Raw genomic sequence first — 25,698 nt, 5'->3', positions numbered from 1 at the left:
GAGAACCGCCCGCAATGCCCAACAACGAAAACGGCACCACCGCCGACAACAACAGCCCGAGTGACAACCTGCCCCCGCGCAGGCGTCGCCGCGCCGCGTCCCGGCCCGCCGGTCCGCCCGGCGCCGCCGCGGCCGAGGCCACTCCGGTGATCGAGGCCGCCCCGGCGGCCCCCGCGGAAGAGGCCGCCCCGGCCGCCGCCCCCGCTCGTCCCCGCCGCCGTGCGACCCGCGCCGTGGCCGCTCCCGAGGCCGTGGCCGCGGAGGCCGTGGTCGTCGAGGCCCCGGCCGCTGCCGCCCCCGTCGCCGAGGAGCCCGCCGCTCCGGCCCCGCGCGCCCGTCGCCGTGCGACCCGCGCCGTTGCCGCCCCGGAGGCCGCTGCCGCCGAGGCCGCCCCGGCCGCGCCGGTGGCCGAGGAGGAGGCTCCGGCCGCTCCCGCCCCCCGTACCCGTCGCCGTGCGACCCGCGCCGTGGCCGCTCCCGAGGCTCCGGCCGCGGAGGCCGTGGTCGTGGAGGCCCCGGCCGCTGCCGCCCCCGTCGAGGAGGAGCCCGCCGCTCCGGCCCCGCGCGCCCGTCGCCGTGCCACGCGCGCCGTCGCCGCCCCGGCTGCCGTGGCCGCCGAGGTCGTCGAGGCTCCCGTGACGGAGGCCCCGGCTGCTGCCGCCCCCGTCGAGGAGGAGCCCGCCGCTCCCGCCCCGCGCGCCCGTCGCCGTGCGACCCGCGCCGTCGCCGCCCCGGCCGCCCCTGCCGCTGCCGTCGAGGAGGCCGCCGAGGCCCCCGCCGAGGTGGAAGAGGCCCCCAAGGCCGCCGCCCGGACCTTCACCGTCGCCGACGCGCTGGACTCCCCGAAGCGCGGCGGCCGCCGCCGCGCCACCCGGTCCTCCGCCCCGGCCGCCCCCGCCGCTCCCGCGGCCGCCCCCGCGCAGCCCGCCGCCGAGGCCGAGGCGCCCGCCGCCCCGGCCCGCGCCCGCCGTGCCGTGCGTCCCGCCGTGCCCACCTTCCAGGCCCCGGTCTTCGCCGAGCCGATGTTCCAGACCCCCGAGACCGCCGCGATGGCCGCCATGGCCGCGCGCGCCGCCGCCCCGGCCGAAGAGGTCGAGGAGGAGGAAGAGGCCGAGATCGAGGCCGAGGCCGTCCAGGCCCCCGCCCCGCAGCCGGCCGGTCGCCGCCGTCGCCGCGGCCGTGGTGCCGCCGAGGCCGCTCCGGTCGCCGAGCCCGCGCCGGTCTCCCTCCCCGAGGTGCTCGCCGAGGAGGAGCCGGAGGCCGAGGCCGCCGAGCTTGAGGAAGAGGCCGCCGAGTTCGAAGAGGGCGAAGAGGGCGAGCGCCCCTCGCGCCGCCGCCGTCGCGGTGGCCGTCGCCGTCGCCGCGGCGAGGCCGCCGAGCTCGAGGAGACCGCCGAGGAAGAGGCGGAGGCCGCCGAGCAGGAGGCCGAGGAGGAAGAGGAAGAGGAGGCCGAGGAGGCCGCCCTCGGCTCCACCTCCAGCCGTCGCCGCCGTCGCCGTCGCCGTCGCAGCGGTGACGCCGCCGAGGTCGAGGCCGGCGAAGAGGAGGGCGTGCGTACCGTCGTCAAGGTGCGCGAGCCCCGCCCGGCCCGCGAGAAGGCCGAGCCGTCCGACGAGGTCCAGTCCATCAAGGGCTCGACCCGCCTGGAGGCGAAGAAGCAGCGCCGCCGCGAGGGTCGCGAGCAGGGCCGCCGCCGCGTGCCGATCATCACGGAGGCCGAGTTCCTGGCCCGCCGTGAGGCCGTCGAGCGCGTCATGGTCGTCCGCCAGTCCGGCGAGCGCACCCAGATCGGCGTCCTCGAGGACAACGTGCTCGTCGAGCACTACGTCAACAAGGAAGAGGCCACCTCGTACGTCGGCAACGTCTACCTGGGCAAGGTCCAGAACGTGCTGCCGTCGATGGAGGCCGCCTTCATCGACATCGGCAAGGGCCGCAACGCGGTCCTGTACGCCGGCGAGGTCAACTTCGAGGCGCTCGGCATGGCCAACGGGCCGCGCCGCATCGAGTCCGCCCTCAAGTCCGGCCAGTCGGTCCTGGTGCAGGTCACCAAGGACCCGATCGGCCACAAGGGCGCCCGCCTGACCTCGCAGGTCTCGCTGCCCGGCCGCTACCTGGTCTACGTGCCCGAGGGCTCGATGACCGGTATCAGCCGCAAGCTGCCCGACACCGAGCGCGCGCGCCTGAAGACCATCCTCAAGAAGATCGTCCCCGAGGACGCGGGCGTCATCGTGCGCACCGCCGCCGAGGGCGCGAGCGAGGACGAGCTGCGTCGCGACGTCGAGCGTCTGCAGGCCCAGTGGGAGGACATCCAGAAGAAGTCGAAGCAGATCTCGACCTCTTCCCCGAGCCTGCTGTACGGCGAGCCGGACATGACCGTCCGCGTCGTGCGCGACATCTTCAACGAGGACTTCTCGAAGGTCATCGTCAGCGGCGACCAGGCGTGGGAGACCATCCACGGCTACGTGTCCCACGTGGCCCCGGACCTGGCCGACCGGCTGTCCCGCTGGACCTCCGAGGTCGACGTCTTCGCGACGTACCGGATCGACGAGCAGCTCGCCAAGGCGCTCGACCGCAAGGTGTGGCTGCCCTCGGGCGGCTCGCTTGTGATCGACAAGACCGAGGCGATGATCGTCATCGACGTCAACACCGGCAAGTTCACCGGTCAGGGCGGCAACCTCGAGGAGACCGTCACCAGGAACAACCTGGAGGCGGCCGAGGAGATCGTGCGCCAGCTGCGGCTGCGCGACCTGGGCGGCATCGTCGTCATCGACTTCATCGACATGGTCCTGGAGTCCAACCGCGACCTGGTCCTGCGGCGCATGCTGGAGTGCCTGGGCCGTGACCGGACCAAGCACCAGGTGGCCGAGGTCACCTCGCTGGGCCTGGTCCAGATGACCCGCAAGCGGGTGGGCCAGGGTCTGCTGGAGTCCTTCTCCGAGACCTGCGTCCACTGCAACGGCCGCGGTGTCATCGTGCACATGGAGACCCCGACCGCGGTCGGCGGCAACGGCAAGCGCGCCAAGCGCCGCGCCGGCAAGGCCGAGTTCGACCAGCACGAGCACGAGATCGAGACGGTCGAGGCGGAGGTCTTTGAGAGCGAGGCCGAGGTGGCCGCCGAGGCCGCCGCGCCGCGGGCGCTGCCCGAGCCGGAGTTCGTCGCGGACGAGGAGCTGTACAGCAGCGCGGCCGAGGCGGAGGCCGCCGCGGGTCTGAGCGGCCGCCGCAGCCGTCGCCGTGCCACCCGCAAGGCGACCGCTCCGGCGGGCGCCCCGCGCGGTACGGCCGTCCCGGCGCAGGTTCCGGCCCCCGTGGTCGAGGCCGAGCCGGTGACCGAGCCCGCCGACACGGTCCTGGAGCCGGCCGCCGAGGTCGTCGCCGAGGCCGTGGAGGCCGCGGAGACGGTCGAGGCCGCTGTGGTCGAGGAGGCCGCGCCGAAGGGCCGGACCCGTCGCCGCGCGACCCGCAAGGCCACCGCCCCGGCAGGTGCCCCGGCCCCCGTGGCCGAGGTGGCCCCGGAGCCGCAGCCGGAGCCGGTCGTCGTGCCGGAGCCGGAGCCCGTCGTGGAGCCCGAGCCCGAGCCGGTCGTCGTGGCGGCCGAGCCCGAGCCCGTCGCCGAGGCCCCCGTGGCCGAGGCCGCGCCGGCCCGTCCGCGCCGGCGTGCCACCCGTAAGGCCACCGCCCCGGCCGGTTCCCCGGCGGGCGCGGCCGAGGCGGCCGTGGTGGTCGTGGAGTCCCCGGCGGCCGAGCCGGAGCCCGAGGCCGCCCCGGTGGAGGCCGAGGAGCCCGCTCCCGCCAAGAAGGCGGTCCGCAAGACGGCCGCCAAGAAGGCGACGACCACGGCGAAGAAGGCCCCGGCCAAGAAGGCGGCGGCCGCGAAGAAGACCGTCGCCAAGAAGACGACGGCCAAGAAGACCGCGGCGAAGCGGACGACGAAGAAGACCGCGGCGGCGGAGCAGCAGACGCTGCCCTCCGTCTCGGCTCCGACCGAAGACTGATCCGCCGCATGACACGACCGTGGGCCCCGCCGCGAGGTGGGGCCCACGGCCTTGCGGGGCCCGGTTTGACCCTCCGGAACCAGCCCCGTAACCTAGACCGTCGGCGTGTCTTGAACGATTACCCGTTCAGCGTGCGTCGCGCTCCTGAGCACCTTCCTCCCGCATCGTCCGCGCAAGCGGCCGGGTCACGGGAGAGGCCGCTCGTCCAATCCGGATCAGTTCGGGCCCCGGCCCGCCTGAGCGGCTGGCTTCAGGAGCATCCGTCCCGAGTGAGAGAGAGATCCGCGTGTACGCCATCGTGCGCAGCGGTGGTCGCCAGCACAAGGTTGCTGTTGGTGACATCGTTGAGGTTGACAAGATTTCCACTGCCAAGGTTGGCGACACGGTCGAGCTCTCGACCCTGCTCGTTGTCGACGGCGACGCCGTGACCAGCGACCCGTGGGTCCTGGCGGGCATCAAGGTCACGGCCGAGGTCGTGGACCACCACAAGGGCGCCAAGATCGACATCCTGCGCTACAAGAACAAGACCGGCTACCGCCGTCGCCAGGGTCACCGTCAGCAGTACACGGCGATCAAGGTCACCGGTATCCCCGCGGCTGCGAAGTAAGAGGGACTGAGACATGGCACACAAGAAGGGCGCATCGTCCACCCGGAACGGGCGCGACTCCAATGCCCAGCGGCTCGGCGTGAAGCGCTTCGGCGGTCAGGTCGTTTCCGCCGGCGAGATCCTCGTCCGCCAGCGCGGCACCCACTTCCACCCGGGTGCGGGTGTCGGTCGTGGTGGCGACGACACGCTGTTCGCGCTGCAGGCTGGCTCGGTCCAGTTCGGCACGCACCGCGGCCGCAAGGTCGTCAACATCGTTCCGGCCGCCTGATCCAGCTTCGGCTGATCGAGCGTACGTAACTTCCCGAGGGCGGATCTCAGCTCTTTCCGGCGCGAGCCGGGAAGAGAGGTCCGCCCTCGGCGCGTTGTCACATAGACACGCTTAGGCACGTTTAATGGGCGGCAAGGCCTGCCCGGGACATTCCCGTATGTATCTGGAGGAACACCCATGACCACCTTCGTGGACCGCGTCGAGCTGCACGTCGCCGCGGGTAACGGGGGCCACGGCTGCGCCTCCGTTCACCGGGAGAAGTTCAAGCCGCTGGGCGGCCCCGACGGCGGCAACGGCGGCCGTGGCGGCGACGTGATCCTGGTGGTGGAGCAGGCGATCACCACCCTGCTGGACTACCACCACAGCCCGCACCGCAAGGCCACCAACGGCAAGCCCGGCGAGGGCGGCAACCGCTCCGGCAAGGACGGCCAGGACCTGGTCCTGCCCGTGCCGGACGGCACCGTCGTCCTCGACAAGGAGGGCAACGTCCTCGCCGACCTCGTCGGCCAGGGCACCACCTACGTCGCCGCCCAGGGCGGCCGCGGCGGCCTCGGCAACGCCGCGCTGGCCTCGGCCCGCCGCAAGGCGCCCGGCTTCGCGCTCCTCGGCGAGCCCGGTGACACCGGCGACGTGGTCCTGGAGCTCAAGACCGTCGCCGACGTGGCGCTGGTCGGCTTCCCGAGCGCCGGCAAGTCCTCGCTGATCTCGGTGCTCTCCGCCGCCAAGCCGAAGATCGCGGACTACCCCTTCACCACCCTCGTCCCGAACCTGGGCGTGGTCACCGCCGGCTCGACCGTCTACACGATCGCCGACGTCCCCGGCCTGATCCCGGGTGCCAGCCAGGGCAAGGGCCTCGGCCTGGAGTTCCTGCGCCACGTCGAGCGCTGCTCGATCCTCGTGCACGTCCTGGACACCGCGACCCTGGAGTCCGACCGCGACCCGGTCGGCGACCTCGACCTCATCGAGGAGGAGCTCAAGCTCTACGGCGGCGGCCTGGAGAAGCGCCCGCGCCTCGTCGTCCTGAACAAGGTCGACATCCCGGACGGCCAGGACCTCGCGGAGATGGTCCGCCCGGACCTGGAGGCCCGCGGCTACAAGGTCTTCGAGGTCTCCGCGGTCGCCCGTACGGGCCTCAAGGAGCTCTCGTACTTCCTCGCCGAGGTCGTGGCCAAGGCCCGCGCCCGCAAGCCGAAGCAGGAGGCGACCCGTATCGTCATCCGCCCGAAGGCCGTGGACGACGCCGGCTTCACCGTCGCCTACGACGAGGCCGAGGACGTGTACGTGGTGCGCGGCGAGAAGCCGGAGCGCTGGGTCCGCCAGACCGACTTCAACAACGACGAGGCCGTGGGCTACCTCGCCGACCGCCTCAACCGCCTCGGTGTCGAGGACGCGCTGAAGAAGGCCGGCGCCCGCGCCGGTGACGGCGTCGCCATCGGCTCCGACGAGAACGCGGTCGTCTTCGACTGGGAGCCGACCATGATGGCCGGCGCCGAGATGCTGGGCCGCCGCGGCGAGGACCACCGCATGGAGGCTCCACGTCCGGCCACGCAGCGCCGCAAGGAGAAGGAAGCCAAGCGCGGGGACGCGGCGCAGCAGGAGTACGACGAGTTCCGGCCGTTCTGATCTGCCCTTTTTGGACCGGTGGGCGGCCTTGAAGTGATGTTTACTCGGGTCGCCTAATATCCACCGGGTGAGCAGCGCAAACCCTCCTCCCACCGTCTCCGTCGTGGTGATCGCGTACAACGACGCCGGGCTCGTGGGCGAGGCCGTTACCTCGGCCCTCGCCCAGGGCCCGGTGGTCGCCGAGGTCATCGCGGTGAACGACGCCTCGTCCGACGGCACCGCGCAGGTGCTGGACGAGCTGGCCGCCGTACACCCCCGCCTCAAGGTCGTGCACCGCACGGAGAACAGCGGCGGGTGCGGCACGCCGCGCAACGACGGCATCGCGGCCGCGTCCTCCCCGTACGTCCTCTTCCTCGACAGCGACGACGTGCTGCCGCCGGGGGCGGCCGAGGCCCTGGTGCGCGCCGCCGAGGAGCACCGCGCGCCGGTCACCGTCGGCGCGTGCGTACGGCGTGAGCTGCCGCTCCACCACGACGTGCCGTGGGTCCCCGGGCTCTACACCCCGGGCGAGGTGATCGAGCGGCCCTCCGACCGGCCGGAGCTGGTCCGCGACACGCTCTGCGTCAACAAGCTGTACGACCGGTCCTTCCTGGAGAAGCACGCGATCCGCTTCCCCGACGGACGGTTCGTCTACGAGGACTTCGCCTTCACCGCCCGGGTCCTGGCCGCGGCCCCCCGCATCGCGGTGATCGGCGACCTCGTCTACGTCTGGCACGTGCGCCGCGACGCCGCCAAGGTGTCGATCTCCCTGGACCGCAAGGACGTGGGGAACTGGCGCGCCCGCGTGGAGGCCCACCGCACCGCCGCGCGGACCCTCGCGGCCGCCTCCCCGGAGCTCGGCCGTGCCTGCCAGGTGAAGTTCCTGGAGTACGACCTGCGCATGTACGTGCGCGAGCTGGGCAAGGACCCCGAGTACCAGGCGGCCTGGTGGACGCTGACCCGCGCGTACCTCGACACCTTCGACGAGGCCGTGGTCGAGGCCGCCGCCCCGCACGCCCGCTGGATCGTACGGGTGCTGCGCGCCACCGCCACCCCGCCCGCCGACGTGGAGCGGCTGACCCGCTTCGCGGCCGAGCCGCCGCGCCTGCTGCCCCCGTACGCGACCACCGCCGACGGGGTGCCGGTGTGGAGCGAGGAACTTCCGGTGGAGCTGGACGGCCTGCGCGACATGCCGACCGCCGCGCTGCCGGTGACCATAGACGCCGAACCGGCCGGCAACGCCGCCGTACGGCTGCGCCTGCACGACCTCTACGGGCGGCTCGCCGCGGCCGGCCCGCGCACCGTGCAGCTGCGCTTCCTGCCCCGCGCCGGCGGAGACCCCGTACTGGCGCAGCCGGTGGAGCTGAGCCGGGACGAGGACGGCGACGACTGCTGGACGGCCGTGCTGCCCTTCCGCCTCGACGACCTGGCCGCCACCGGCCGCCGGCTGGGCCTGCGCCGGCTCCAGGCGTGGCACGTCGGGGTGGTCGTGGAGTGCGCGGACGGGAGCTCCCTGCTCACCTCCCTGCGCCCCCGGGGCGGCCTGCTGCGCCGCCGCGCCCTGCCGAGCAGCCGGTACGGTGTCCTGCTGACGCAGCCCTACCGTACGGGTTCCGGTTCGCTGGCCCTGCGCCTCGCGCCGGGTGCCGCGGGCGCGCTGTACCTCGTACGGAACAGACTTGACCGGGCCAAGGCGGGCCGCGCCTCGCGCTGACGGGCACGAGATCCACGACCTTCAGCGACAGAACCACGGACAGGACCAAGGAGTTACACATGACGTTTCTGATCACCGGTGGCGCCGGCTACATCGGCGCGCACGTCGTCCGCGCGATGCTCCTCGCGGGGGAGAAGGTCGTCGTCTTCGACGACCTCTCCACGGGCAAGGAGGAGCGCGTTCCGGAGGGCGTCCCGCTGGTGACCGCCTCGGTTCTGGACCGGCTCGCCCTGGACGAGGCCATCGCCGAGCACAAGATCACCGGCGTCGTGCACCTCGCGGGCAAGAAGCAGGTCGGCGAGTCCGTCGAGAAGCCGCTGCACTACTACCACGAGAACGTGCACGGCCTCACGGTCCTGCTCCAGGCCGTGGCCGCCGCCGGCATCCGCAACTTCCTCTTCTCCTCCTCCGCCTCCGTCTACGGCATGCCCGACGTGGACCTCGTGACCGAGGACACCCCGTGCGCGCCGCTGAGCCCCTACGGCGAGACCAAGCTGGCCGGCGAGTGGCTGGTCCGCGCCGCCGGCAAGGCGCACGGCATCTCCACCGCCTGCCTGCGCTACTTCAACGTGGCGGGCGCCGCGACCCCCGAGCTGGCCGACACCGGCGTCTTCAACCTGGTCCCGATGGTCTTCGAGCGCTACGACGCCGGCCAGGGCGCCAAGATCTTCGGTGACGACTACCCGACCCCGGACGGCACCTGCATCCGCGACTACATCCACGTCGAGGACCTCGCGGAGGCTCACGTGGCCGCGGCCCGCAAGCTCGCCGAGTGGGCGGCGGCCGGGGACTACAAGGACCTCACCGTCAACATCGGGCGCGGCGAGGGCGTTTCCGTCGCCCAGATGGTCGCCCTGCTCAACGAGGGCACCGGCCACACCCACGCCCCGGTGATCAGCCCGCGCCGCCCCGGCGACCCGGCGAAGGTCGTGGCCTCGGCCGACAAGATCACCAGCGAGCTGGGCTGGAAGGCCCGGCACGACGTCCGCGAGATGGTCACCTCCGCCTGGGCGGGCTGGGAGGCCAACAAGGCGGCCAGCCGGGACGCGCACAAGGACGTCCACAAGGGCTGACGCCCTGGCCCGTACGCACGAAGCCGCCCGCCCCGGCATCCGGGGCGGGCGGCTCTTCGTACGTACGGCGGTCAGCGCTCCAGGAAGGAGAACAGCGCCTCCCACCGGTCGGTGATCTCAGTGCTGGAGAACCGCTTCACCGACGTGAAGGCGGTGTCGCCGAGCCGGTCGCGCAGCTCGCGGTCCGACATGAGCGCGTCCAGGTGCCCGGCGAGCTCCATCGTGTTGCCGAGGCGGGCCAGCAGCCCGTCCTGGCCGTGCGTCACGATCTCCCGTACGCCCGGCGCGCAGTCGAAGGCGGCCACCGGCAGGCCCGTCGCCATCGCCTCCAGCAGCGTGATCGGGAAGCCCTCGGCCCGCGAGGCCTGCGCGAAGACCGAGGCCCCGCGCAGCGCGCCCAGCACGTCGTCGGTGCTGCCCATCCACTCCACGGAGTCGTCCAGCCCCAGCGAGGTGCAGTGCGCCCGCAGCGCCGGCTCCTCCAGGCCCGCCCCGTAGATCCGCAGGACCCAGTCGGGGTGGTGCGGGACGGCATCCGCCCAGGCGTCGAGGAGCAGGTCGACGCCCTTCTCGAAGGCGAGGCGGCCGACGCTGGCGACGACCTTCCCGGTGCGCGGGGCGGGGGAGTCGGGCATGAAGGGAAGCGGGTTCGGCATGCTCCCGACGTTCTCCATGCCCGCCCGGATCCACAGGTCCGCGTCCTCGGCGGTCAGCACCAGCAGCCGGTCCACCTCGCGGTAGTGGCGGCGGACGCGGTCTCCCCGGGTGGACTTCTTGCTGGCCTCGAAGGACTCGTGGCTCATGCCGATGACGCTGAGCCCCTTGGTGTCGGCGAGCGCCACCCACTCCATCGCCCAGACCTGGGTGACGATGACCACACCGCCGGGGCGCGCGGCCCGCAGCAGCTCGCTCAGCTGCTCCGCCTTGGCGCGCATCCCCGCCCGCCGGGCCGCCTGGCGGCGCCGCTCGGGCGCGTTCAGCCGGCCCTTGATGCCGCGCAGCCGGCGGGCCGCCGGCGGGTGGGCGTCGTAGAGGGTGGTCACGTCGTAGGGCAGGTCCTGCGGCAGCTTCTGCCGGATCTCCTCGGCGACCGGGGCGATGCCGACGACGTGCACCTTGTGCCCGCGGTCGGTGAACAGCCGGGCCATCTGGTGCGACCAGGTGGTCACACCGCCGAGCTCGTCGACGTTGTTGGAGACGATGAAGATGTCCCGGCTCACTTGCCGCTCCTCGTGAAGAACTTCTCGACGATCTGGCGGGCCGCGTCCCCGCGGTCGTACTCGCCGAACTCGGTGAGGAAGCGCTGGCGTGCCTCCGCGTACTTGGCGTCCGCCTCCTCGAAGGCGGCGAGCGCCTGGAAGAGCTCGTCCGCCGTGGCCACGACCGGGCCCGGGGCCTTCTCCTTCAGGTCGAAGTACGTGCCGCGGATGTCGTTGGCGTACTTCTCGTAGTCGTACGCGAAGAACAGCATCGGCCGGTCCAGGACCGCGTAGTCGAACATCACGGACGAGTAGTCGGTGATCAGACCGTCGGCCAGGGCCAGCAGCGGGGTGATGTCGTGGTGCCGGGACACGTCGACGACGCGGCCCGCGACCGACGGCGGCAGCGAGACGCTGTTGAGGTAGTGGGTCCGCACCAGCAGCGTGAAGCGGTCGCCGAGCCGGTCCGCGAACTCCTCCACGTCGAAGGGGAAGGTGAAGCCCTCGACCGAGCCGTCGGCGGCGGCCCGGAAGGTCGGCGCGTAGAGCAGCACCTTCTTGTCCGGGTCGATGCCGAGCTCGGCCGCCAGCGGGCCGCGGACCCGCTCGCCGCTGTGGGCCTCGCTCCGGTGCGCCTCCACCAGGGCGTCGTTGCGCGGGTAGCCCGTGCGCAGCAGCACCTCGTCGCGCAGCCGGAAACCCTTGGCGAGGGTGCGGGTGTCGTGCTCGGAGCGGATCAGGAAGTGGTCGAAGCGGTCGACGGCCGCCTGGAAGCGGTCCTGGCCGGCGCGCCCCTGCGCCTTGGTGCGGGGCTCGTGGAAGCCCATCCGCTTGAGCGCCGAACCGTGCCAGGTCTGGATGTACGTGGTCCCCGGGCGCTTGGTGAGGGCCAGCGGGAAGCCCTGGTTGTCGACCCAGAACTCGGCCTGGGCCAGCGCGCGCAGGTAGGCCCAGCTCCAGCGCCGCACCAGGGTGGCCTCCTTGGGGAACCCGGTGGGCTTGGCGCCCGCGTACGACCAGATCGCCTCGAAGGGCACGCCCTGGCGCACCATCTCCTCGTAGATCGCCTTCGGGCTGTCGCTGTACTGCTTGCCCATGTGGCTCTCGAAGACGACCGTGCCCTTCTTGATCGGCAGCTTCGAGAAGACCTCGTGGTAGATCTTGACCTTCTGCTCGCCGGAGCCCATGTTGCGGCGGGCCCGCAGGGCCTTGCGCAGGCCGCGCTTGACCACGTTGGCCGTCTTGCCCTGTATGGCGTTGTTGAGCAGGGTCTGGGTGCGGACGGCGGCGGCGCCCTCGGCGGTCAGGACGTAGGAGAGGTTGCCCTTCTTGGTCATCTCCGGCTCGAAGCGGTCGGAGACGAGGCGGGTCAGCCGCGGCCGCACGCGCAGCCGGGCCGCCGACTCCAGGTCGACCCCGCCGACCGAGACGCGGGTGGTGACCTTCTCGCTCCCGGCGGTCAGCTTGAGGCGGACGTCCCAGACGGCGTCGATGATGCCGAGGGGGCGGACGGTGCCGCCGATGTCGGCCGTACCGGTCCACTCGATCGTGTCACCGGCGTGGCGCACCGTTGCCACCGGGAAGCTGAACGAGCGCACGCCGATCTGACGGCGGGCCCGGAACTCCAGGGACGCCTTCAGTTCCGCGTCGGGCTCGATGCGGCCGAGCGGGTTGACGACGGCGCCGGACAGCGTGACGGTGCCGCGCCCGTCGTCCTCGTAGGAGGTGAGCCGGTTGCCGAGCTGGAGGGAGCCGAGCGGGGTGGTGTGGAAGCCCTGCTCCGTGACGTCCAGTATCCGGCGGGCCTCGGCGGCGTCTTCGTCGTCGAGGTGGTCGGCGCACCAGTAGACGCGCCCGTCGCGCTCGGCGAGCGGCGAGGAGAGCCGGCCCTTGTTGGTCATGGCGTCGGCGGCCGGGAGCAGGTTGTCCCAGTCCTCCTTGCCCAGCAGGTAGGCGCAGATCGCCTGGAGGTACGTGACGTTCTCGTACGCGGCCGGGTCGATCCCCGCCAGGTAGCCGTTGGCGAGGCGGGCGAACTCCTGGCGGTACTCGTCGCTGAGCAGCGGCAGGTCGCGCAGGTGCAGCACCAGGTCGTGCTTGAGGAACTTCGCGTCCTTGGCGGTCTTGATGTCCGTGTGGCCCTTGGAGGCCAACAGCTCGTCGACGCGGCGGTGGATCTCCATCCGGTGGACGAAGTTCGCGATCTCGTGGCGCCGGTTGCTGATCGACTTCGACGCGGCCTTCTCGATCACGTTCCAGAAGTAGACGTGGTTCGGGATCAGCGTGATGCGCCGGGCGGCGACGTACGCCTGCGCGGAGAAGAGCAGGTCCTCGTAGTGGATCCCGACCGGGAACTCCAGGCCCTGCTCCAGCAGGAATGCGCGCCGGTAGCACTTGTTCGTGGAGAGGGTGTCGTAGACCAGCAGGTCGGGGAAGTCGGTGATCGACTCCAGGGTGCGCGTGCGCGAGTAGATCCACGGGTACCACTCGGTGGTCTTGCCCCACCGGTTGTCGAGGTGCACGCGTACGCACATGCCCGAGACCAGGTCGGAGCCGGTGCGCTCGGCGGCGTCCAGCATGTTCCGGCAGGCATTGCGCTCGAGCACGTCGTCGCTGTCCAGGAACATGACGTACGTGCCGGTGGCCTGCTGGATGCCGTGGTTGCGGGGCGCGCCGCAGCCACCGCTGTTCTCCGGCAGCCGGAAGGCGCGCACTCTCCCCGGATGCGCGGCTTCCAGTTCCTGGGCTACCGCGTACGAGCGGTCCTGGCTGCAGTCGTCGACGATCACGACCTCGACCCCGTGCAGGGTCTGGTCCAAAACGGACTGGACTGCTGTCGACAGACGCTCTGCGTCGTTGTAGACGATGACGACCACGGAGACGTCAGGCACGTGCACCTCGATCCCTTCGCTGCATTCCGCTTATCCCGCTCAACCCGTCAAAGCTACCCTGTGCCGAACTCGGCTCAGGCAGGCCGACCGTCCGCGTGCATACTTCTAAGGAAGAGGTGAGTGGCGGGTCCGGTCGCCGATAATCACCCGTTCGGACCCAGCAGGAAGTGTTCATGACGAAGCTGTCCGTAGTTGTCCCTTGCTACAACGAAGAAGCCGTCATCGATAGCTTCGACGCGGAGATCCGCAGGGTTCTGGACGCCCTCCCCGTCGAGTACGAGGTCTGCTACGTCGACGACGGAAGTCGCGACGGCACCCTCGACAAGCTCCGGAAGATCGCCGCCGAGCACGGCCGGCAGACGCGGTACGTCTCCTTCAGCCGCAATTTCGGCAAGGAGGCCGGCATGCTCGCGGGCCTCCGCGAGGCCACCGGCGACGCCGTGGTGATCATGGACGCGGACCTCCAGCACCCGCCGGAGCTCATCGCGACCATGCTCGACTACTACCGGCAGGGCCACGACCAGATCATCGCCCGCCGCACGCGCGAGGGCGACAAGAAGGTCCGCTCCGCGCTCAGCCGCCTCTACTACCGCGGCGTGAACCGCTGGGTCGACGTCGAACTCACCGACGGGGTGGGCGACTTCCGCCTCCTCTCCCGACCGGCCGTGGACGCGCTGCTGTCGCTCCCGGAGTACAACCGCTTCTCCAAGGGCCTCTTCTCCTGGATCGGCTTCGACACCGTCCACTTCGACTACCGCAACGCCCAGCGCGAGGCCGGCGAGACGAAGTGGAAGTTCGGCTCGCTGCTGAACTACGCCATGGACGGCCTGATCTCCTTCAACAACAAGCCGCTGCGGGTCGGGATCTGGATCGGGGTGTCGCTGGTCGCCCTGACCGGCCTGTACGCACTGTGGATCACGATCACGGCGATGACCAACGGCATCGACTCGCCGGGCTACGTCACCCTCGTCGCGATGATCGCCGGCATCGGCGGCGTTCAGATGATCATGCTGGGTCTGATCGGCGAGTACATCGGCCGCATCTACTACGAGACCAAGCGCAGGCCGCACTTCCTGGTGAAGGAATCGCACGGCGAGCGGGTGGCGGAAGCGGCGATCGCGGAGCGCGGCCCGGAGCGGGACACCGGGCGGGACCGCGGGCGCGAACCCGAGCGCAGCGGCCACGGCAGTGCGGAGCGCAGCGCCCGATGAGCCGTAGGGACCAGCTCGGCCAGATCTTCCGCTTCGCCCTCGTGGGCGGGGTCAACACCGGCACCTTCTTCGCCATCTACCTGCTCCTGCACCCGTGGATGCCGTACTTCGCCGCCTACTCGCTCGCCTTCGTGCTGGCGATGGTCGGCTCCTTCTTCATGAACACCTACTTCACCTACCGGACCCGGCCGACCTGGAAGAAGTTCCTCCTCTTCCCGCTGACGAACGTCACGAACTACGTGATCCAGTCGGCCGGCCTGTACGCCCTGGTGACCTGGGCCGGGATGGACACCCGGATCGCCCCGCTGGTCGCGGCGATCGTGGCCATTCCGTTCACCTTCCTGCTCTCGCGCAAGATCCTCGTCCCCGGCGCCGCCGCGCGGGCCGAGGAGCAGCAGCGCGCGGAAGCCGGTTCGTCCAGGGGCTGAAACCCCCGGGCGGACGCCGCGGCCCACCCCGTAGATTGAGACGGCAGGCAATCCGGCGAGGGGCAAGGGGTAAGACGTGTCAGCGGCTAGGCAGGGTGTCGTGGACGCCCGCAGGATCGTGGTCAAGGTCGGCTCCTCCTCCCTGACCACCGCCGCCGGCGGCCTCGACGCCGACCGGGTGGACGCGCTGGTGGACGTCCTGGCCAAGGCCCGCAGCGGCGGGGAGAAGGAGATCGTCCTCGTCTCCAGCGGAGCTATCGCCGCCGGACTGTCCCCGCTCGGGCTGCGCCGCCGCCCCAAGGACCTGGCCCGCCAGCAGGCCGCCGCCAGCGTCGGCCAGGGGCTGCTCGTCGCCCGCTACACCGCCTCCTTCGCCCGGTACGGCATCCGCGTCGGCCAGGTGCTGCTCACCACCGACGACACCAGCCGCCGCGCCCACTACCGCAACGCGTACCGCACCCTGGACCAGCTGCTGGCCATGGGCGCGCTGCCCGTCGTGAACGAGAACGACACCGTCGCCACCGACGAGATCCGCTTCGGCGACAACGACCGCCTGGCCGCGCTGGTCGCCCACCTCGTCCGCGCGGACCTCCTCGTCCTCCTCTCCGACGTGGACGGCCTCTACGACGGCGACCCCTCGCTGCCCGGCACCACCCGCATCGACGAGGTCCACGGCCCCGAGGACATCGCGCACGTCTCCATCGGCAGCGCCGGCAAGGCGGGCGTGGGAACCGGCGGCATGGTCACCAAGGTCGAGGCGGCGCGGATCGCGGCCGCCGCAGGGATCCCGGTGGTGCTCACCTCCGCGAGCCAGGCCGCCGACGCGCTGGCCGGGCGCGCCACGGGCACCCACTTCCACGCGACGGGCCGCCGCTCGGCGGACCGGCTGCTGTGGCTCCAGCACGCCTCCACCCCCCAGGGGCACCTCGTACTCGACGACGGCGCGGTCCGCGCGGTCACCGAGCGCGGCAGCTCCCTGCTCGCGGCCGGCATCGCGGCGGTCGAGGGCGAGTTCACGGCGGGCGACCCGGTGGAACTGCGCGACACCTCGGGCCGGGCGGTGGCGCGCGGCCTGGTCAACTTCGACGCCAAGGAACTGCCGCGGCTCCTCGGCCGTTCCACCCCCGAGCTCGCCCGTGAACTCGGACCCGCGTACGAGCGGGAGGTCATCCACCGGGACGATCTGGTCCTGCTCCAGGGCTGAGGTTCGGCAAAACCGCCGCGCGGCGGGCCGGGGACTGGTCAACTGTGAGGGGCGGACGGACACGCGTAGCGCAGACAGGAGGCGGCTGGTGAGACGAGCGCTGACCAGCGTCGGGCCGGGGGACGGTGACGGCGGCGGAGACGAGCGGGACCAGACCTCCCGCCTCTGGCACGTGACCCTGAGTGTCTCCGGCAAGCCGGCGCCGCTCGCCGAGGTCCGGCGGGGGCTGGAGCAGCTGGCCCATGACCACCCCTTCCTGCTGACCAGCCGGTACGCCGACGACCACGCCGAGATCCGGTACTGGGAGGAGGCCCGCGACCTCCACGACGCGGCGGCCGTCGCCCTCCGCCTCTGGGGCGAACACCGCTCCTCGGCGAAGCTCCCGCCCTGGGAGATCGTCGGCCTGGAGGTCATCGACCGCGCCACCTACCACCAACGCGTGGCAGAGGGCTACGGCCCGCCCCCGGCCCACCCGGTGGGTGTGCACCCGTACCAATGATCGGGGGCCGTCTCGCGGGGTGAAACCCCGTTCGGGGGGTACGCCCCGGGGATTACCCTGGGCGGCATGACCTCGCTGGATGCCACCACCTCACCCGTCACCGCCACCGCGCAAGCGGCCCGCACCGCGGCTGCCGCCATCGCGCCACTGCCGCGGTCCGCCAAGGACACCGCGCTGCTGGCGATCGCGGACGCGCTGGAGGCCCGTACGGCCGAGATCGTCGAGGCCAACGCCGTCGACACCGACAAGGCCCGCGCGGCCGGTACCAGTGAGACCGTCATCGACCGCCTCACCCTCACCCCCGAGCGCGTCGCCGCCATCGCCTCCGACGTACGGGACGTCGCAGCCCTCCCCGACCCCGTCGGCGAGGTCGTCCGCGGCAACACCCTCCCCAACGGCATCGACATCCGCCAGGTCCGCGTCCCGCTCGGCGTCGTCGGCATCATCTACGAGGCCCGCCCCAACGTCACCGTCGACGCCGCGGCCCTCTGCCTCAAGTCCGGCAACGCGGTCCTGCTCCGCGGCAGCTCCTCCGCGTACGCCTCCAACACCGCGCTCGTCGCCATCCTGCGCGACGCCGTCGAGAGCGCCGGCCTGCCCGCCGACGCGATCCAGCTCGTCCCCGGCGAGTCCCGCGACTCCGTCCGCGAGCTGATGCGGGCCCGCGGCCTCGTCGACGTGCTCATCCCGCGCGGCGGTGCCTCCCTCATCAAGACCGTGGTCGAGGAGTCCACCGTTCCGGTCATCGAGACCGGTACCGGCAACTGCCACGTCTACGTCGACGCCCAGGCCGACCTGGACATGGCCGTGGACATCCTCATCAACTCCAAGGCCCAGCGGCCCTCCGTCTGCAACGCCGCCGAGACCCTCCTCGTCCACCGCGACATCGCCGACGCCTTCCTGCCGCGCGCCCTCGACGCCCTCGCCGACGCCGGCGTGACCGTCCACGGCGACGCCCGGGTCCTGGCCGCCGCCGAGGGCACCAAGGCCACCGCCCTGCCCGCCACCGACGAGGACTGGGCCGCCGAGTACCTCTCCTACGACATCGCCGCCGGTGTCGTGGACTCCCTCGACGACGCCGTCGCCCACATCCGCCGCTGGACCTCCGGCCACACCGAGGCGATCGTCACCACCTCGCAGGCCGCCGCCCGCCGCTTCACCCAGCTGGTCGACTCGACCACGGTCGCCGTGAATGCGTCCACCCGGTTCACCGACGGTGGTCAGTTCGGCTTCGGCGCCGAGATCGGGATCTCCACGCAGAAGCTGCACGCCCGGGGCCCGATGGGCCTTCCCGAGCTGACCTCCACCAAGTACATCGTCACGGGCGACGGTCACATTCGGTAGTCGCGGACCGAACGCGGTGTGGCCGGATTTCGGCTCACACCCTGCCCAAAGCAGCCCCCCAGGTCTAGGCTGGTCCTGTGCCGGACGACGTGGGGGGCAAGTTCCCGGACGACGGGGAGCCCGACGACGACCGCGGAGGCGCGGACAAGGACTTCGCCTCCGTGGTGTTCGACGAGGACTTCGTCCGGAACGCCGAGATCCATGAACCGAGCGCCGCCGAGCGCCAGCGGGCGGCCGACCGGGCGCGCGCCGAGGCCGAAGCGGCCCGCGCCGTCGCCGGCGGATGGACCGGCGACGACGACTACGACAGCTACGGTTACGGCCACCCCGACGGGTACGGCCCCGACGACCACGGCTGGGACCACGACCGCGGCCACGGCTACGGCTATGCCGACGGTCCGTACGGGGCCTACGGCGGCAGCCTGCGCCCGTACCGCGGCCGCTCGCCCTGGCTGCGTCCCGTCGCCTGGGTCCTCGCCTTCGTGATGGGCCTCGGCATGGTCGCGCTCGCCTTCAGCGCCGTCTACCGCAGCGCCGCGGGCGAGGCGGACCCCGCCCCCGCGCCCGCCAGCACCCCCTTGCGGGAAGTCACCGGCGTCGGCGCGTTTACGTACCCCTCCGGCCGCCAACCCTGAAGGTACGACCCCACTCGCATGCGACGGAGCTGGGGGCTTCTCTGAAGCGGGGACAGCGGGAGAAGCGATGGCCGTTCCAGGAGATCCGCCCAACGGCACCCCCGATGGCATCGGAGAGGGTGACGACGAATTCCGCTCGGACGAATTCCGGTCGGTGGTGTTCGACGAGGACTTCGTCCGCGCTGCCCGGCTCCAGGAGTACTCCGCACAGGAGCGCATGGGCGAGCACGCCCGCGCCGTACGCAGCCGGTCCATCTGGTCGTCCGGCGGATCCGCCTCCCGTGCGAGCACTCCCGGCCGGGGCGCCCGCCAGGGCATGCTGCTCGTGCTGCTCATCGCCACGGCCTTCGCCGCCGCCGTCTACATGGGGCTGCGCAACCCGTACGTCCCCCCGCCGGGCGGCCCCGCCCAGCCCCTCGCCAGCACCGTCGTGCCGCTCGCGCCGGCCGCCGCCGTGCCCGGCGGGCGGCCCGCCGATCTGTACGCGACGAGCCCCGCCGCCGACTACCGCGTCGGGGCGGCCGGGATCACCCTGCCCGCCGTGCGCCGCACGCACCACTTCACCGACAGCCAGGTCGTCACCGCGCTGTCCATCGCCAAGGACTACCTGGTGCAGTCCTCACTGGACCCCGACGTCCTGGCCGGAACCGCCTCCCGGCCCGTGCGGGTGCTGCTCGACCCCGACCAGCTGGCGCAGTTCGACCGCAGCATGAGCACGCCCCTCGGCGACGGCAGGCACGCGGCCACCGGCTGGCTGGTCCGCTTCGACCAGGGCACCGCCGTCCTCGCCGACTCCCGGGTCCGCGTGAGCGGCACCCTCGCCTTCGAGGAGGTCGCCCCCGACGTGCTGGAGGTGATCACCGACCACACCTTCGTGTACGCGGTACGCCCGGCCACCGGAGCCCCCGCCGCTGCCGACGGGGCCTCGCTCTTCACCGTCCGCCGCGAACTGAAGCTGCGCTTCGACCGGGAGGACCTCGCCGCCCGGCGGGCCGAGCTGGCCACGTCCTACGTGATGGCCGGGCCGCAGGACTGCTCCGCCGACCCGGCCGGAGCCTTCCGCCCCGTCCTGGCCGGAGCCGGACCGACCACGGTGGGCCCGGCCGCGAGCGACCCGTACGCCAGCGGCCATCCGCGGCGCACGGCCGGGCTGTGCGGCGTGCTGGCCCAGCCCGCCGCCCCCACGACCGGCCCGGTCAGCCCTGCTCCGTAGTCCCGCCCGTAGCCCCGCCCGTGTCCGTCCCCTTGGCCTCGGCGCCGCCGCCCCCGGCGGACCCCGATCCGGTGCCGGTGAACTTGTCGCGGAGCTTGCCGCCCAGGTCGCCCGCCCCGCCGGCGATGTCGCCCACCAGCTTCATCAACGGATCCTTGCTGGTGCGCACCGAATCGGCGTAGTGCGCCGCGGACTGCCGGAAGGAGTCGGTCACCGAGGTGTCCTTGTCCTCGTCCCGCCGCGGGTAGTGGCCGTCCATGATCCGCTGGAAGTCGCGGCTCTCCGACCACTTCTTCAGCTCGGCCGCCCGCACCGTGGTGAAGGGGTGCGTGCGGGGCAGCATGTTGAGGATCTTCAGCACGGAATCGCGCAGGTCACCGCTCGACTCGTACTCCTCGGCCTGGGCCAGGAAGGCGTCCACATTCATCTCGTGGAGGTGGTTGCCGCCCGCGATCTTCATCAGTCCGCGCATCGAGGCCTGCACGTCCTGCCCCACCAGCAGCCCGGCCCGGTCCGCCGACAGCTCCGACTTGCGGAACCACTCCCGCAGCGCCGTCACGATCGCCATGATCGCCACATTGCCCAGCGGGATCCACGCCACCTTCAGCGCCAGGTTCGTCAGGAACAGCAGGACCGTGCGGTACACCGAGTGACCCGACAGCGCGTGGCCCACCTCGTGGCCCACCACCGCCCGCATCTCCTCCTCGTCGAGCAGCTCGACCAGGGCCGTGGTCACCACGATGATCGGCTCGTCCAGACCGATGCACATCGCATTGGGCTTCGGGTCCTGCTGCACGTACATCTGCGGGACCTTCTCCAGGTCCAGGATGTAGCAGGCGTCGCGGAGCATCGCGTACAGATGCGGGAACTGGGTGTCGCCCACCCGGACGGAGTCCGACAGGAACAGCAGCCGCAGGCTGCGCTCCGGGAGCAGTCCGCTCATGGCCTTGAACACGGTGTCGAAGCCGCTCAGCTTGCGCAGCGCCACCAGCGCCGAGCGGTCCGCCGGGTGCTCGTACGCCCGTGAGGAAATGCCGGGGAACCTCCTGCGGTCCCGCGCCGGCGTCTTCTCGAACCCTGTCTCCGTCATAGCGCCCTCCCCTGGATCGACCTGACTGCTCTGCGTCTATCCTCTCCAACGCCTGAGTCGGCGCGAGCGTGCCCCAGGCCCCCGCATACGATGTGAGCGAAGTCTCCGCCCGCTCCCCGACTCGATAGGTATCTGCCTGATGAGCCTCTCCTCCACCGCCCACAACCTGGTCGTCCTCGCCTCGGAGGGGGCCGAGCAGCACGGCGGCAACCACGACAGCCTCAACCCGTACCTGACCGGCGGCGGCGCGCTCTTCATCCTCTGCCTCATGCTCTGGATCACCACGCGCCTGAACCGTGACCGCTAGGCCCCGACCGCCAGCGGTGGATGCGACACCGGGCCAGTAGGCTCTGCGCTCATGGGAGAGCAGGAAGTGCCTACGGGCCCGGTCAAGCGCCGGCTCGGCGTGATGGGCGGGACATTCGACCCGATCCACCACGGACACCTGGTGGCCGCCAGCGAGGTCGCCGCCCTTTTCCACCTCGACGAGGTGGTGTTCGTACCGACCGGCGAGCCGTGGCAGAAGTCGCAGCGGGCCGTGTCGCCCGCCGAGGACCGCTACCTGATGACGGTCATCGCCACGGCCTCGAACCCGCAGTTCTCGGTCAGCCGCATCGACATCGACCGCGGCGGGCCGACGTACACGATCGACACCCTGCGGGACCTGAAGGCGCTGAACGACGACGCCGACCTGTTCTTCATCACCGGCGCCGACGCCCTCGCACAGATCCTGACCTGGCGTAACGCCGATGAGCTCTTCTCGCTCGCCCATTTCATCGGAGTGACCCGGCCGGGCCACGTCCTCACCGACGACGGCCTGCCCGAGGGCGGAGTATCCCTGGTCGAGGTGCCCGCGCTGGCGATTTCCTCCACGGACTGCCGCGCACGGGTCGCCGAGGGGGATCCTGTCTGGTACTTGGTGCCGGACGGTGTGGTGCGCTACATCGACAAGCGTGAGCTGTACCGGGGAGCCTGAGCTTCCGGAGAGAGGGGCCCCGCGGTGAACGACCGACAGGATCCGTACGACCCGTACGCCGGCAACGAGCAGCAGCTCATCGGCTACGACGCGTACGGGCGGCCGGTGTACGGCCAGGTGCCCGCGCAGTCCGCCCCGCAGTACGAGCAGCCGTACGAGCAGGCCTACGACCCGCAGCAGGGTTACGGCTACCAGCAGCCGCAGCAGTACTACGCGCCGCAGCCGGCCGACCGGGAGTACGGGCAGCAGGCGTACGCCCAGCCGCCCTCCTACGGGTACGACACGCAGCAGACCCAGCAGTGGATCCCGCAGCAGACCGCCCCGGAGCCCCAGCAGGACCGGCAGCCCGAGCGGCAGCAGGACCGGCCGGCCGCGGCGCAGGTCCCCGAGCCGCGCAAGGCACCCGACTACCGCACCGAGCAGTTCTCCTTCATCGAAGAGCCGGACGAGGACTCCGAGGACGTCATCGACTGGCTCAAGTTCACCGAGAGCCGGACGGAACGCCGCGAGGAGGCCCGCCGCCGCGGCCGCAACCGCGTGGTGGCGCTGATCGTCGTCCTCGCCCTGTTCGTCGTCGGCGGCCTCGGCTACCTCTGGTACGCGGGCAAGCTGCCGTTCCTCGACGGCCCGGGGGACACGAAGACGGGAGCCACCGCCGACGCCGGGGCCCAGAAGCGGGACATGATCGTCGTCCACGTGCACAACACCAAGAAGGGCGGCACCTCCTCGGCGCTGCTCGTCGACAACGTCACCGCGAAGCAGGGCGCCACCGTCCTGCTGCCCAACACCCTCGGCGTCCCCGGCCCGGACGGCACCACCACCGGCCTCGGCAAGGCGGTCGAGGAGGGCGGCCTCGGCACCCGCGAGTCCCTCGACTCGGTGCTCGGCACCCGCATCGGCGGCACCTGGCGCCTGGACACCCCCTTCCTGGAGAACCTGGTCGAGCTGGTCGGCGGCATCGAGGTCGACACCGACACCGCCGTCCCGGCCGACGACGCCGCCAAGGCCCCGGCCGTGGCCCAGGGCCAGAAGCAGAGCCTGAGCGGCGCGATGGCCGTCGCCTACGCCACGTACAAGGCCCAGGGCGAACCGGAGGCCAAGCAGCTGGACCGCATGGGCAAGGTGCTCTACGCCGTCCTGCGCAAGGTGCCGAGCGATCCGAAGGCGGCAGCCGTGACGGTCGAGAGCATGGGCCAGATCCTCGACCCGGCCCTGAACGCGCAGACCCTCGGCGCCCTGCTGTCGCGCCTGGGCGCACACGCCAAGGTGGGCGCGTACCGCACCGACGTCCTCGCGGTGAAGCCGGACGGGACGCTGACGGACGAGGCCACCAAGAACGTCGTCAAGGAGGTCCTCGGCGGCTCGGTCGCCGCCGCGCAGCCCGGCGCCACCCCCCGCGTGGGCCTCAAGGACGCCACCGGCGACGAGAAGACGCAGATCGCGGCCAAGGCGGCCCTGTTGAACGGCGGCTACACCTTCGTGGAGGGCGGCAAGGCCGACAAGACCGCCGCCACCTCGCAGATCACGTACCAGGACGACGCGCAGCGGGACCGGGCGATCGAGGTCGCCAAGACGCTGGGGCTGCCGGAGACGGTCGTGAAGAAGGGCGAGAACGCGGTGAACGCCGATGTCGTGGTGACCCTGGGCAAGGACTACAAGCCGTCCTGACCCGGTGGCGGAGGGCGCCCGGGCGCGCCGTCGCCCGCGCGGAACGTTCCGCGCGGGCGGTGTCGGCGGTACATGAGACCCTTGTAAGGATCTGCCCGCCAACCCGAAAGCATGGCCAGTGACCGCCACGGACCGCTCCATCGAGCTCATCACCACCGCTGCCCAGGCAGCGGCCGACCGGCTCGCCCACGACATCATCGCGTACGACGTCAGCGACGTGCTGTCGATCACCGACGCCTTCCTGCTCGCCTCGGCGCCCAACGACCGCCAGGTCAAGTCGATCGTGGACGAGATCGAGGAGCGCCTGCTCAAGGAGCTCGGCGCCAAGCCGGTGCGCCGCGAGGGCGACCGCGACGCCCGCTGGATCCTGCTCGACTACGTCGACATCGTCGTCCACGTCCAGCACAGCGAGGAGCGGGTCTTCTACGCGCTGGAGCGCCTGTGGAAGGACTGCCCCGAGATCGAGCTGCCCGAGGACGCCAAGCTCACCATCGGCAAGGCCGAGGAGCACGCCAAGCTGCGCGAGGCGGCGGGCGACGACGACCTGGACGGTGATCTGTTCTGAGCACGACCACCTCGGGCAAGCCGGGCAGGAAGATCGTCCTCTGGCGGCACGGCCAGACCTCGTGGAACCTGGAGCGCCGGTTCCAGGGCTCCACGGACATCGAGCTGACCGATGCCGGTGTGGCGCAGGCGCGCCGCTCGGCGCGGCTGCTCGCCTCGCTGAAGCCGGACGCCATCGTGGCCTCCGACCTCCGCCGCGCCTCCGCCACGGCCGCCGAGCTGGCCGCCGTCACGGGGCTGCCGGTGGCGCACGACGAGGCGCTGCGCGAGACCTACGCCGGCGAGTGGCAGGGCCTCACGCACGACGAGATCCTCGCGAAGTACGGCGAGCAGTACACGGCGTGGAAGCGTGGCGAGCCGGTCCGCCGTGGCGGCGGCGAGCTGGAGACCGAGGTCGCCGACCGCGCCGCGCCGGTGGTGCTGGAGCACGCCGACCGGCTGCCGGAGGGCGGCACGCTCGTCGTGGTCAGCCACGGCGGCACCATCCGTACGACCATCGGCCGTCTGCTGGGCCTGGAGGCGTACTACTGGGAGGCCCTGGGCGGCCTCTCCAACTGCTGCTGGTCCGTCCTCGGCGAGGGCGCGCGCGGCTGGCGTCTGCTGGAGCACAACGCCGGCACGCTGCCGGAACCGGTGCTCGGCGACGACGACTGAGCGGCTCCCTGCCGCTTCCCGCCGGGGCTCCGACCCGGATTTCACTTTCCGGCTGGTCACAGGCTAGAGTTCTTCTTGTTCGCAGCGAAGAACACCGGAGACGGGGGGAAGCGCAGCGGAGAGCGGGGCTATAGCTCAGTTGGTAGAGCGCCTGCATGGCATGCAGGAGGTCAGGAGTTCAATTCTCCTTAGCTCCACAATCAGGATCCCGTCCCCAACAGGGGGCGGGATCCTTGCTTTTATCCCCTTTGCGATTGCTGACCTGGCCCGCACCGCCGTGGCAGAATCGGACGGCCGGAGGGGGAGTCGACGGCCCGACGTGGGAGGGAGTCGCTGACGGATGGGTGCACACCGGCGCCGGTGCGACTGGTGCAACAACGGCACGCCGATCGTGCGGGACATGGACCCGGTCAACCCCGACTACCAGTACTGGTGCGAGGAATGCGCGCGGGCGCTGATCATAAAAGGCGACCCGATCGAGACGTACCGCGAGCTGGAGGGGGAGCCGATCTACGGCCGGCTGCTCGACGAGCACTGCACGCTCAAGCGGTTCTATCAGTTCGCGAGAGCCTGAAAGCGTGACGAGATAGGCCAAATCGGACATGGCTCGGGGCTGGCGGAAACCGATTTTTGGACGAGGGCCATGACCGTGTAATGTTTGGGACGTCGCCAAGGGAAACCGGCAAGGGGAACCGAAGCGGCAAGCAAGGCAAGGGGCTATAGCTCAGTTGGTAGAGCGCCTGCATGGCATGCAGGAGGTCAGGAGTTCAATTCTCCTTAGCTCCACAGTGAAGAAGCGGGGGCCCCCGCTCGGGTGGGCCCCGGGTGGTTTTTGTGGGCCCCCCGAACGGGCCGGCGGGCGC

General features: G+C 71.6%; 22 protein-coding genes and 2 tRNA genes. 21 read left to right on the top strand and 3 right to left on the bottom strand.

The features are described from left to right. The first annotated feature begins 14 nt into the window (after nt 1–14). The 6 genes from ACGFYU_RS33050 to galE all read left to right on the top strand — a co-directional run bounded on the left by ACGFYU_RS33050 (nt 15) and on the right by galE (nt 9,259). The gene (locus ACGFYU_RS33050; RefSeq protein WP_393830983.1) at nt 15–3,995 is read left to right on the top strand and encodes a ribonuclease E/G; all 3,981 of its coding nucleotides are present in this window, start codon (nt 15–17) and stop codon (nt 3,993–3,995) included. A gap of 286 nt (nt 3,996–4,281) precedes the next feature. Further along, entirely contained in the window at nt 4,282–4,602 is a 321-nt protein-coding gene (gene rplU / locus ACGFYU_RS33045; RefSeq protein WP_015033583.1) for a 50S ribosomal protein L21, read from the top strand. Between the two features lie 13 nt (nt 4,603–4,615). After that, nucleotides 4,616–4,870 carry a 50S ribosomal protein L27 gene (gene rpmA / locus ACGFYU_RS33040; protein WP_226732937.1) on the top strand — a complete coding sequence of 85 codons (255 nt, stop codon included), beginning with the start codon at nt 4,616–4,618 and terminating at the stop codon, nt 4,868–4,870. A 177-nt stretch (nt 4,871–5,047) separates the two neighbouring features. Beyond that, nucleotides 5,048–6,493, top strand: a complete 1,446-nt coding sequence (obgE, locus tag ACGFYU_RS33035; RefSeq protein ID WP_393830982.1) for a GTPase ObgE — start codon at nt 5,048–5,050, stop codon at nt 6,491–6,493. 67 nt (nt 6,494–6,560) lie between these two features. Next, entirely contained in the window at nt 6,561–8,186 is a 1,626-nt protein-coding gene (locus ACGFYU_RS33030) for a glycosyltransferase family 2 protein (RefSeq protein WP_393830981.1), read from the top strand. A gap of 59 nt (nt 8,187–8,245) precedes the next feature. Further along, nucleotides 8,246–9,259 carry a UDP-glucose 4-epimerase GalE gene (galE, locus tag ACGFYU_RS33025; RefSeq protein WP_393830980.1) on the top strand — a complete coding sequence of 338 codons (1,014 nt, stop codon included), beginning with the start codon at nt 8,246–8,248 and terminating at the stop codon, nt 9,257–9,259. Nucleotides 9,260–9,330: 71 nt separating this feature from the next. On the opposite strand, the gene ACGFYU_RS33020 is transcribed toward galE, so the two are convergent. Beyond that, on the bottom strand, nt 9,331–10,479 hold the full coding sequence (locus ACGFYU_RS33020; RefSeq protein ID WP_393830979.1) for a glycosyltransferase: 1,149 nt from the start codon (nt 10,477–10,479) through the stop codon (nt 9,331–9,333). Further along, the gene (locus tag ACGFYU_RS33015) at nt 10,476–13,355 is read right to left on the bottom strand and encodes a CDP-glycerol glycerophosphotransferase family protein (RefSeq protein ID WP_393830978.1); all 2,880 of its coding nucleotides are present in this window, start codon (nt 13,353–13,355) and stop codon (nt 10,476–10,478) included. The genes ACGFYU_RS33020 and ACGFYU_RS33015 overlap by 4 nt, the downstream gene beginning before the upstream one ends. A 167-nt stretch (nt 13,356–13,522) precedes the next feature. Between ACGFYU_RS33015 and ACGFYU_RS33010 the strand changes: the two genes are divergently transcribed. The 7 genes from ACGFYU_RS33010 (at nt 13,523) to ACGFYU_RS32980 (ending at nt 19,883) form a co-directional block, all read left to right on the top strand. Then, on the top strand, nt 13,523–14,560 hold the full coding sequence (locus ACGFYU_RS33010) for a glycosyltransferase family 2 protein (protein WP_393830977.1): 1,038 nt from the start codon (nt 13,523–13,525) through the stop codon (nt 14,558–14,560). Next, nucleotides 14,557–14,988 carry a GtrA family protein gene (locus ACGFYU_RS33005; protein ID WP_393830976.1) on the top strand — a complete coding sequence of 144 codons (432 nt, stop codon included), beginning with the start codon at nt 14,557–14,559 and terminating at the stop codon, nt 14,986–14,988. Before ACGFYU_RS33010 ends, ACGFYU_RS33005 begins: the two co-directional genes overlap by 4 nt. A gap of 76 nt (nt 14,989–15,064) precedes the next feature. Beyond that, the gene (gene proB / locus ACGFYU_RS33000; protein WP_393830975.1) at nt 15,065–16,192 is read left to right on the top strand and encodes a glutamate 5-kinase; all 1,128 of its coding nucleotides are present in this window, start codon (nt 15,065–15,067) and stop codon (nt 16,190–16,192) included. Between the two features lie 85 nt (nt 16,193–16,277). Continuing rightward, on the top strand, nt 16,278–16,691 hold the full coding sequence (locus ACGFYU_RS32995) for a hypothetical protein (protein ID WP_393831007.1): 414 nt from the start codon (nt 16,278–16,280) through the stop codon (nt 16,689–16,691). A 66-nt stretch (nt 16,692–16,757) separates the two neighbouring features. Continuing rightward, on the top strand, nt 16,758–18,035 hold the full coding sequence (locus ACGFYU_RS32990) for a glutamate-5-semialdehyde dehydrogenase (protein WP_393830974.1): 1,278 nt from the start codon (nt 16,758–16,760) through the stop codon (nt 18,033–18,035). A gap of 77 nt (nt 18,036–18,112) precedes the next feature. Continuing rightward, nucleotides 18,113–18,670: a hypothetical protein gene (locus tag ACGFYU_RS32985; protein WP_393830973.1), complete on the top strand. Its 558-nt coding sequence runs from the start codon at nt 18,113–18,115 to the stop codon at nt 18,668–18,670. Between the two features lie 67 nt (nt 18,671–18,737). Further along, nucleotides 18,738–19,883, top strand: a complete 1,146-nt coding sequence (locus ACGFYU_RS32980) for a hypothetical protein (RefSeq protein WP_393830972.1) — start codon at nt 18,738–18,740, stop codon at nt 19,881–19,883. On the opposite strand, the gene ACGFYU_RS32975 is transcribed toward ACGFYU_RS32980, so the two are convergent. Beyond that, nucleotides 19,867–20,973 carry a M48 family metallopeptidase gene (locus ACGFYU_RS32975; RefSeq protein WP_393830971.1) on the bottom strand — a complete coding sequence of 369 codons (1,107 nt, stop codon included), beginning with the start codon at nt 20,971–20,973 and terminating at the stop codon, nt 19,867–19,869. The genes ACGFYU_RS32980 and ACGFYU_RS32975 overlap by 17 nt on opposite strands. Nucleotides 20,974–21,112: 139 nt before the next feature. Between ACGFYU_RS32975 and ACGFYU_RS32970 the strand changes: the two genes are divergently transcribed. The 8 genes from ACGFYU_RS32970 (at nt 21,113) to ACGFYU_RS32935 (ending at nt 25,621) form a co-directional block, all read left to right on the top strand. Beyond that, complete coding sequence (locus tag ACGFYU_RS32970) at nt 21,113–21,280, top strand: hypothetical protein (protein WP_382646447.1); 168 nt, start codon at nt 21,113–21,115, stop codon at nt 21,278–21,280. 51 nt (nt 21,281–21,331) lie between these two features. Beyond that, nucleotides 21,332–21,949 (top strand): nicotinate-nucleotide adenylyltransferase, encoded by a 618-nt coding sequence (nadD, locus tag ACGFYU_RS32965; protein ID WP_393830970.1) that lies wholly within the window; start codon nt 21,332–21,334, stop codon nt 21,947–21,949. 24 nt (nt 21,950–21,973) lie between these two features. After that, the gene (locus tag ACGFYU_RS32960) at nt 21,974–23,617 is read left to right on the top strand and encodes an LCP family protein (RefSeq protein ID WP_393830969.1); all 1,644 of its coding nucleotides are present in this window, start codon (nt 21,974–21,976) and stop codon (nt 23,615–23,617) included. Nucleotides 23,618–23,735: 118 nt separating this feature from the next. After that, entirely contained in the window at nt 23,736–24,182 is a 447-nt protein-coding gene (gene rsfS / locus ACGFYU_RS32955) for a ribosome silencing factor (RefSeq protein ID WP_328925687.1), read from the top strand. Continuing rightward, nucleotides 24,179–24,835 (top strand): histidine phosphatase family protein, encoded by a 657-nt coding sequence (locus ACGFYU_RS32950; RefSeq protein WP_393831006.1) that lies wholly within the window; start codon nt 24,179–24,181, stop codon nt 24,833–24,835. Before rsfS ends, ACGFYU_RS32950 begins: the two co-directional genes overlap by 4 nt. Before the next feature lie 124 nt (nt 24,836–24,959). Then, nucleotides 24,960–25,032, top strand: a tRNA-Ala gene (locus tag ACGFYU_RS32945). A 143-nt stretch (nt 25,033–25,175) separates the two neighbouring features. Further along, a complete protein-coding gene (locus tag ACGFYU_RS32940) occupies nt 25,176–25,409 on the top strand; it encodes a hypothetical protein (RefSeq protein WP_008738908.1) in 234 nt (77 codons plus the stop codon). 139 nt (nt 25,410–25,548) lie between these two features. Beyond that, nucleotides 25,549–25,621: transfer RNA gene (locus ACGFYU_RS32935), tRNA-Ala, on the top strand. The last annotated feature ends 77 nt before the right edge of the window (nt 25,622–25,698 follow it).

Origin of the sequence: Streptomyces sp. NPDC048337, assembly GCF_043201175.1 — a bacterium.
Lineage (GTDB): Bacteria > Actinomycetota > Actinomycetes > Streptomycetales > Streptomycetaceae > Streptomyces.
The sequence above is the reverse complement of the archived record's forward strand: the minus strand, read 5'-3'. Positions and strand labels throughout refer to the sequence as shown.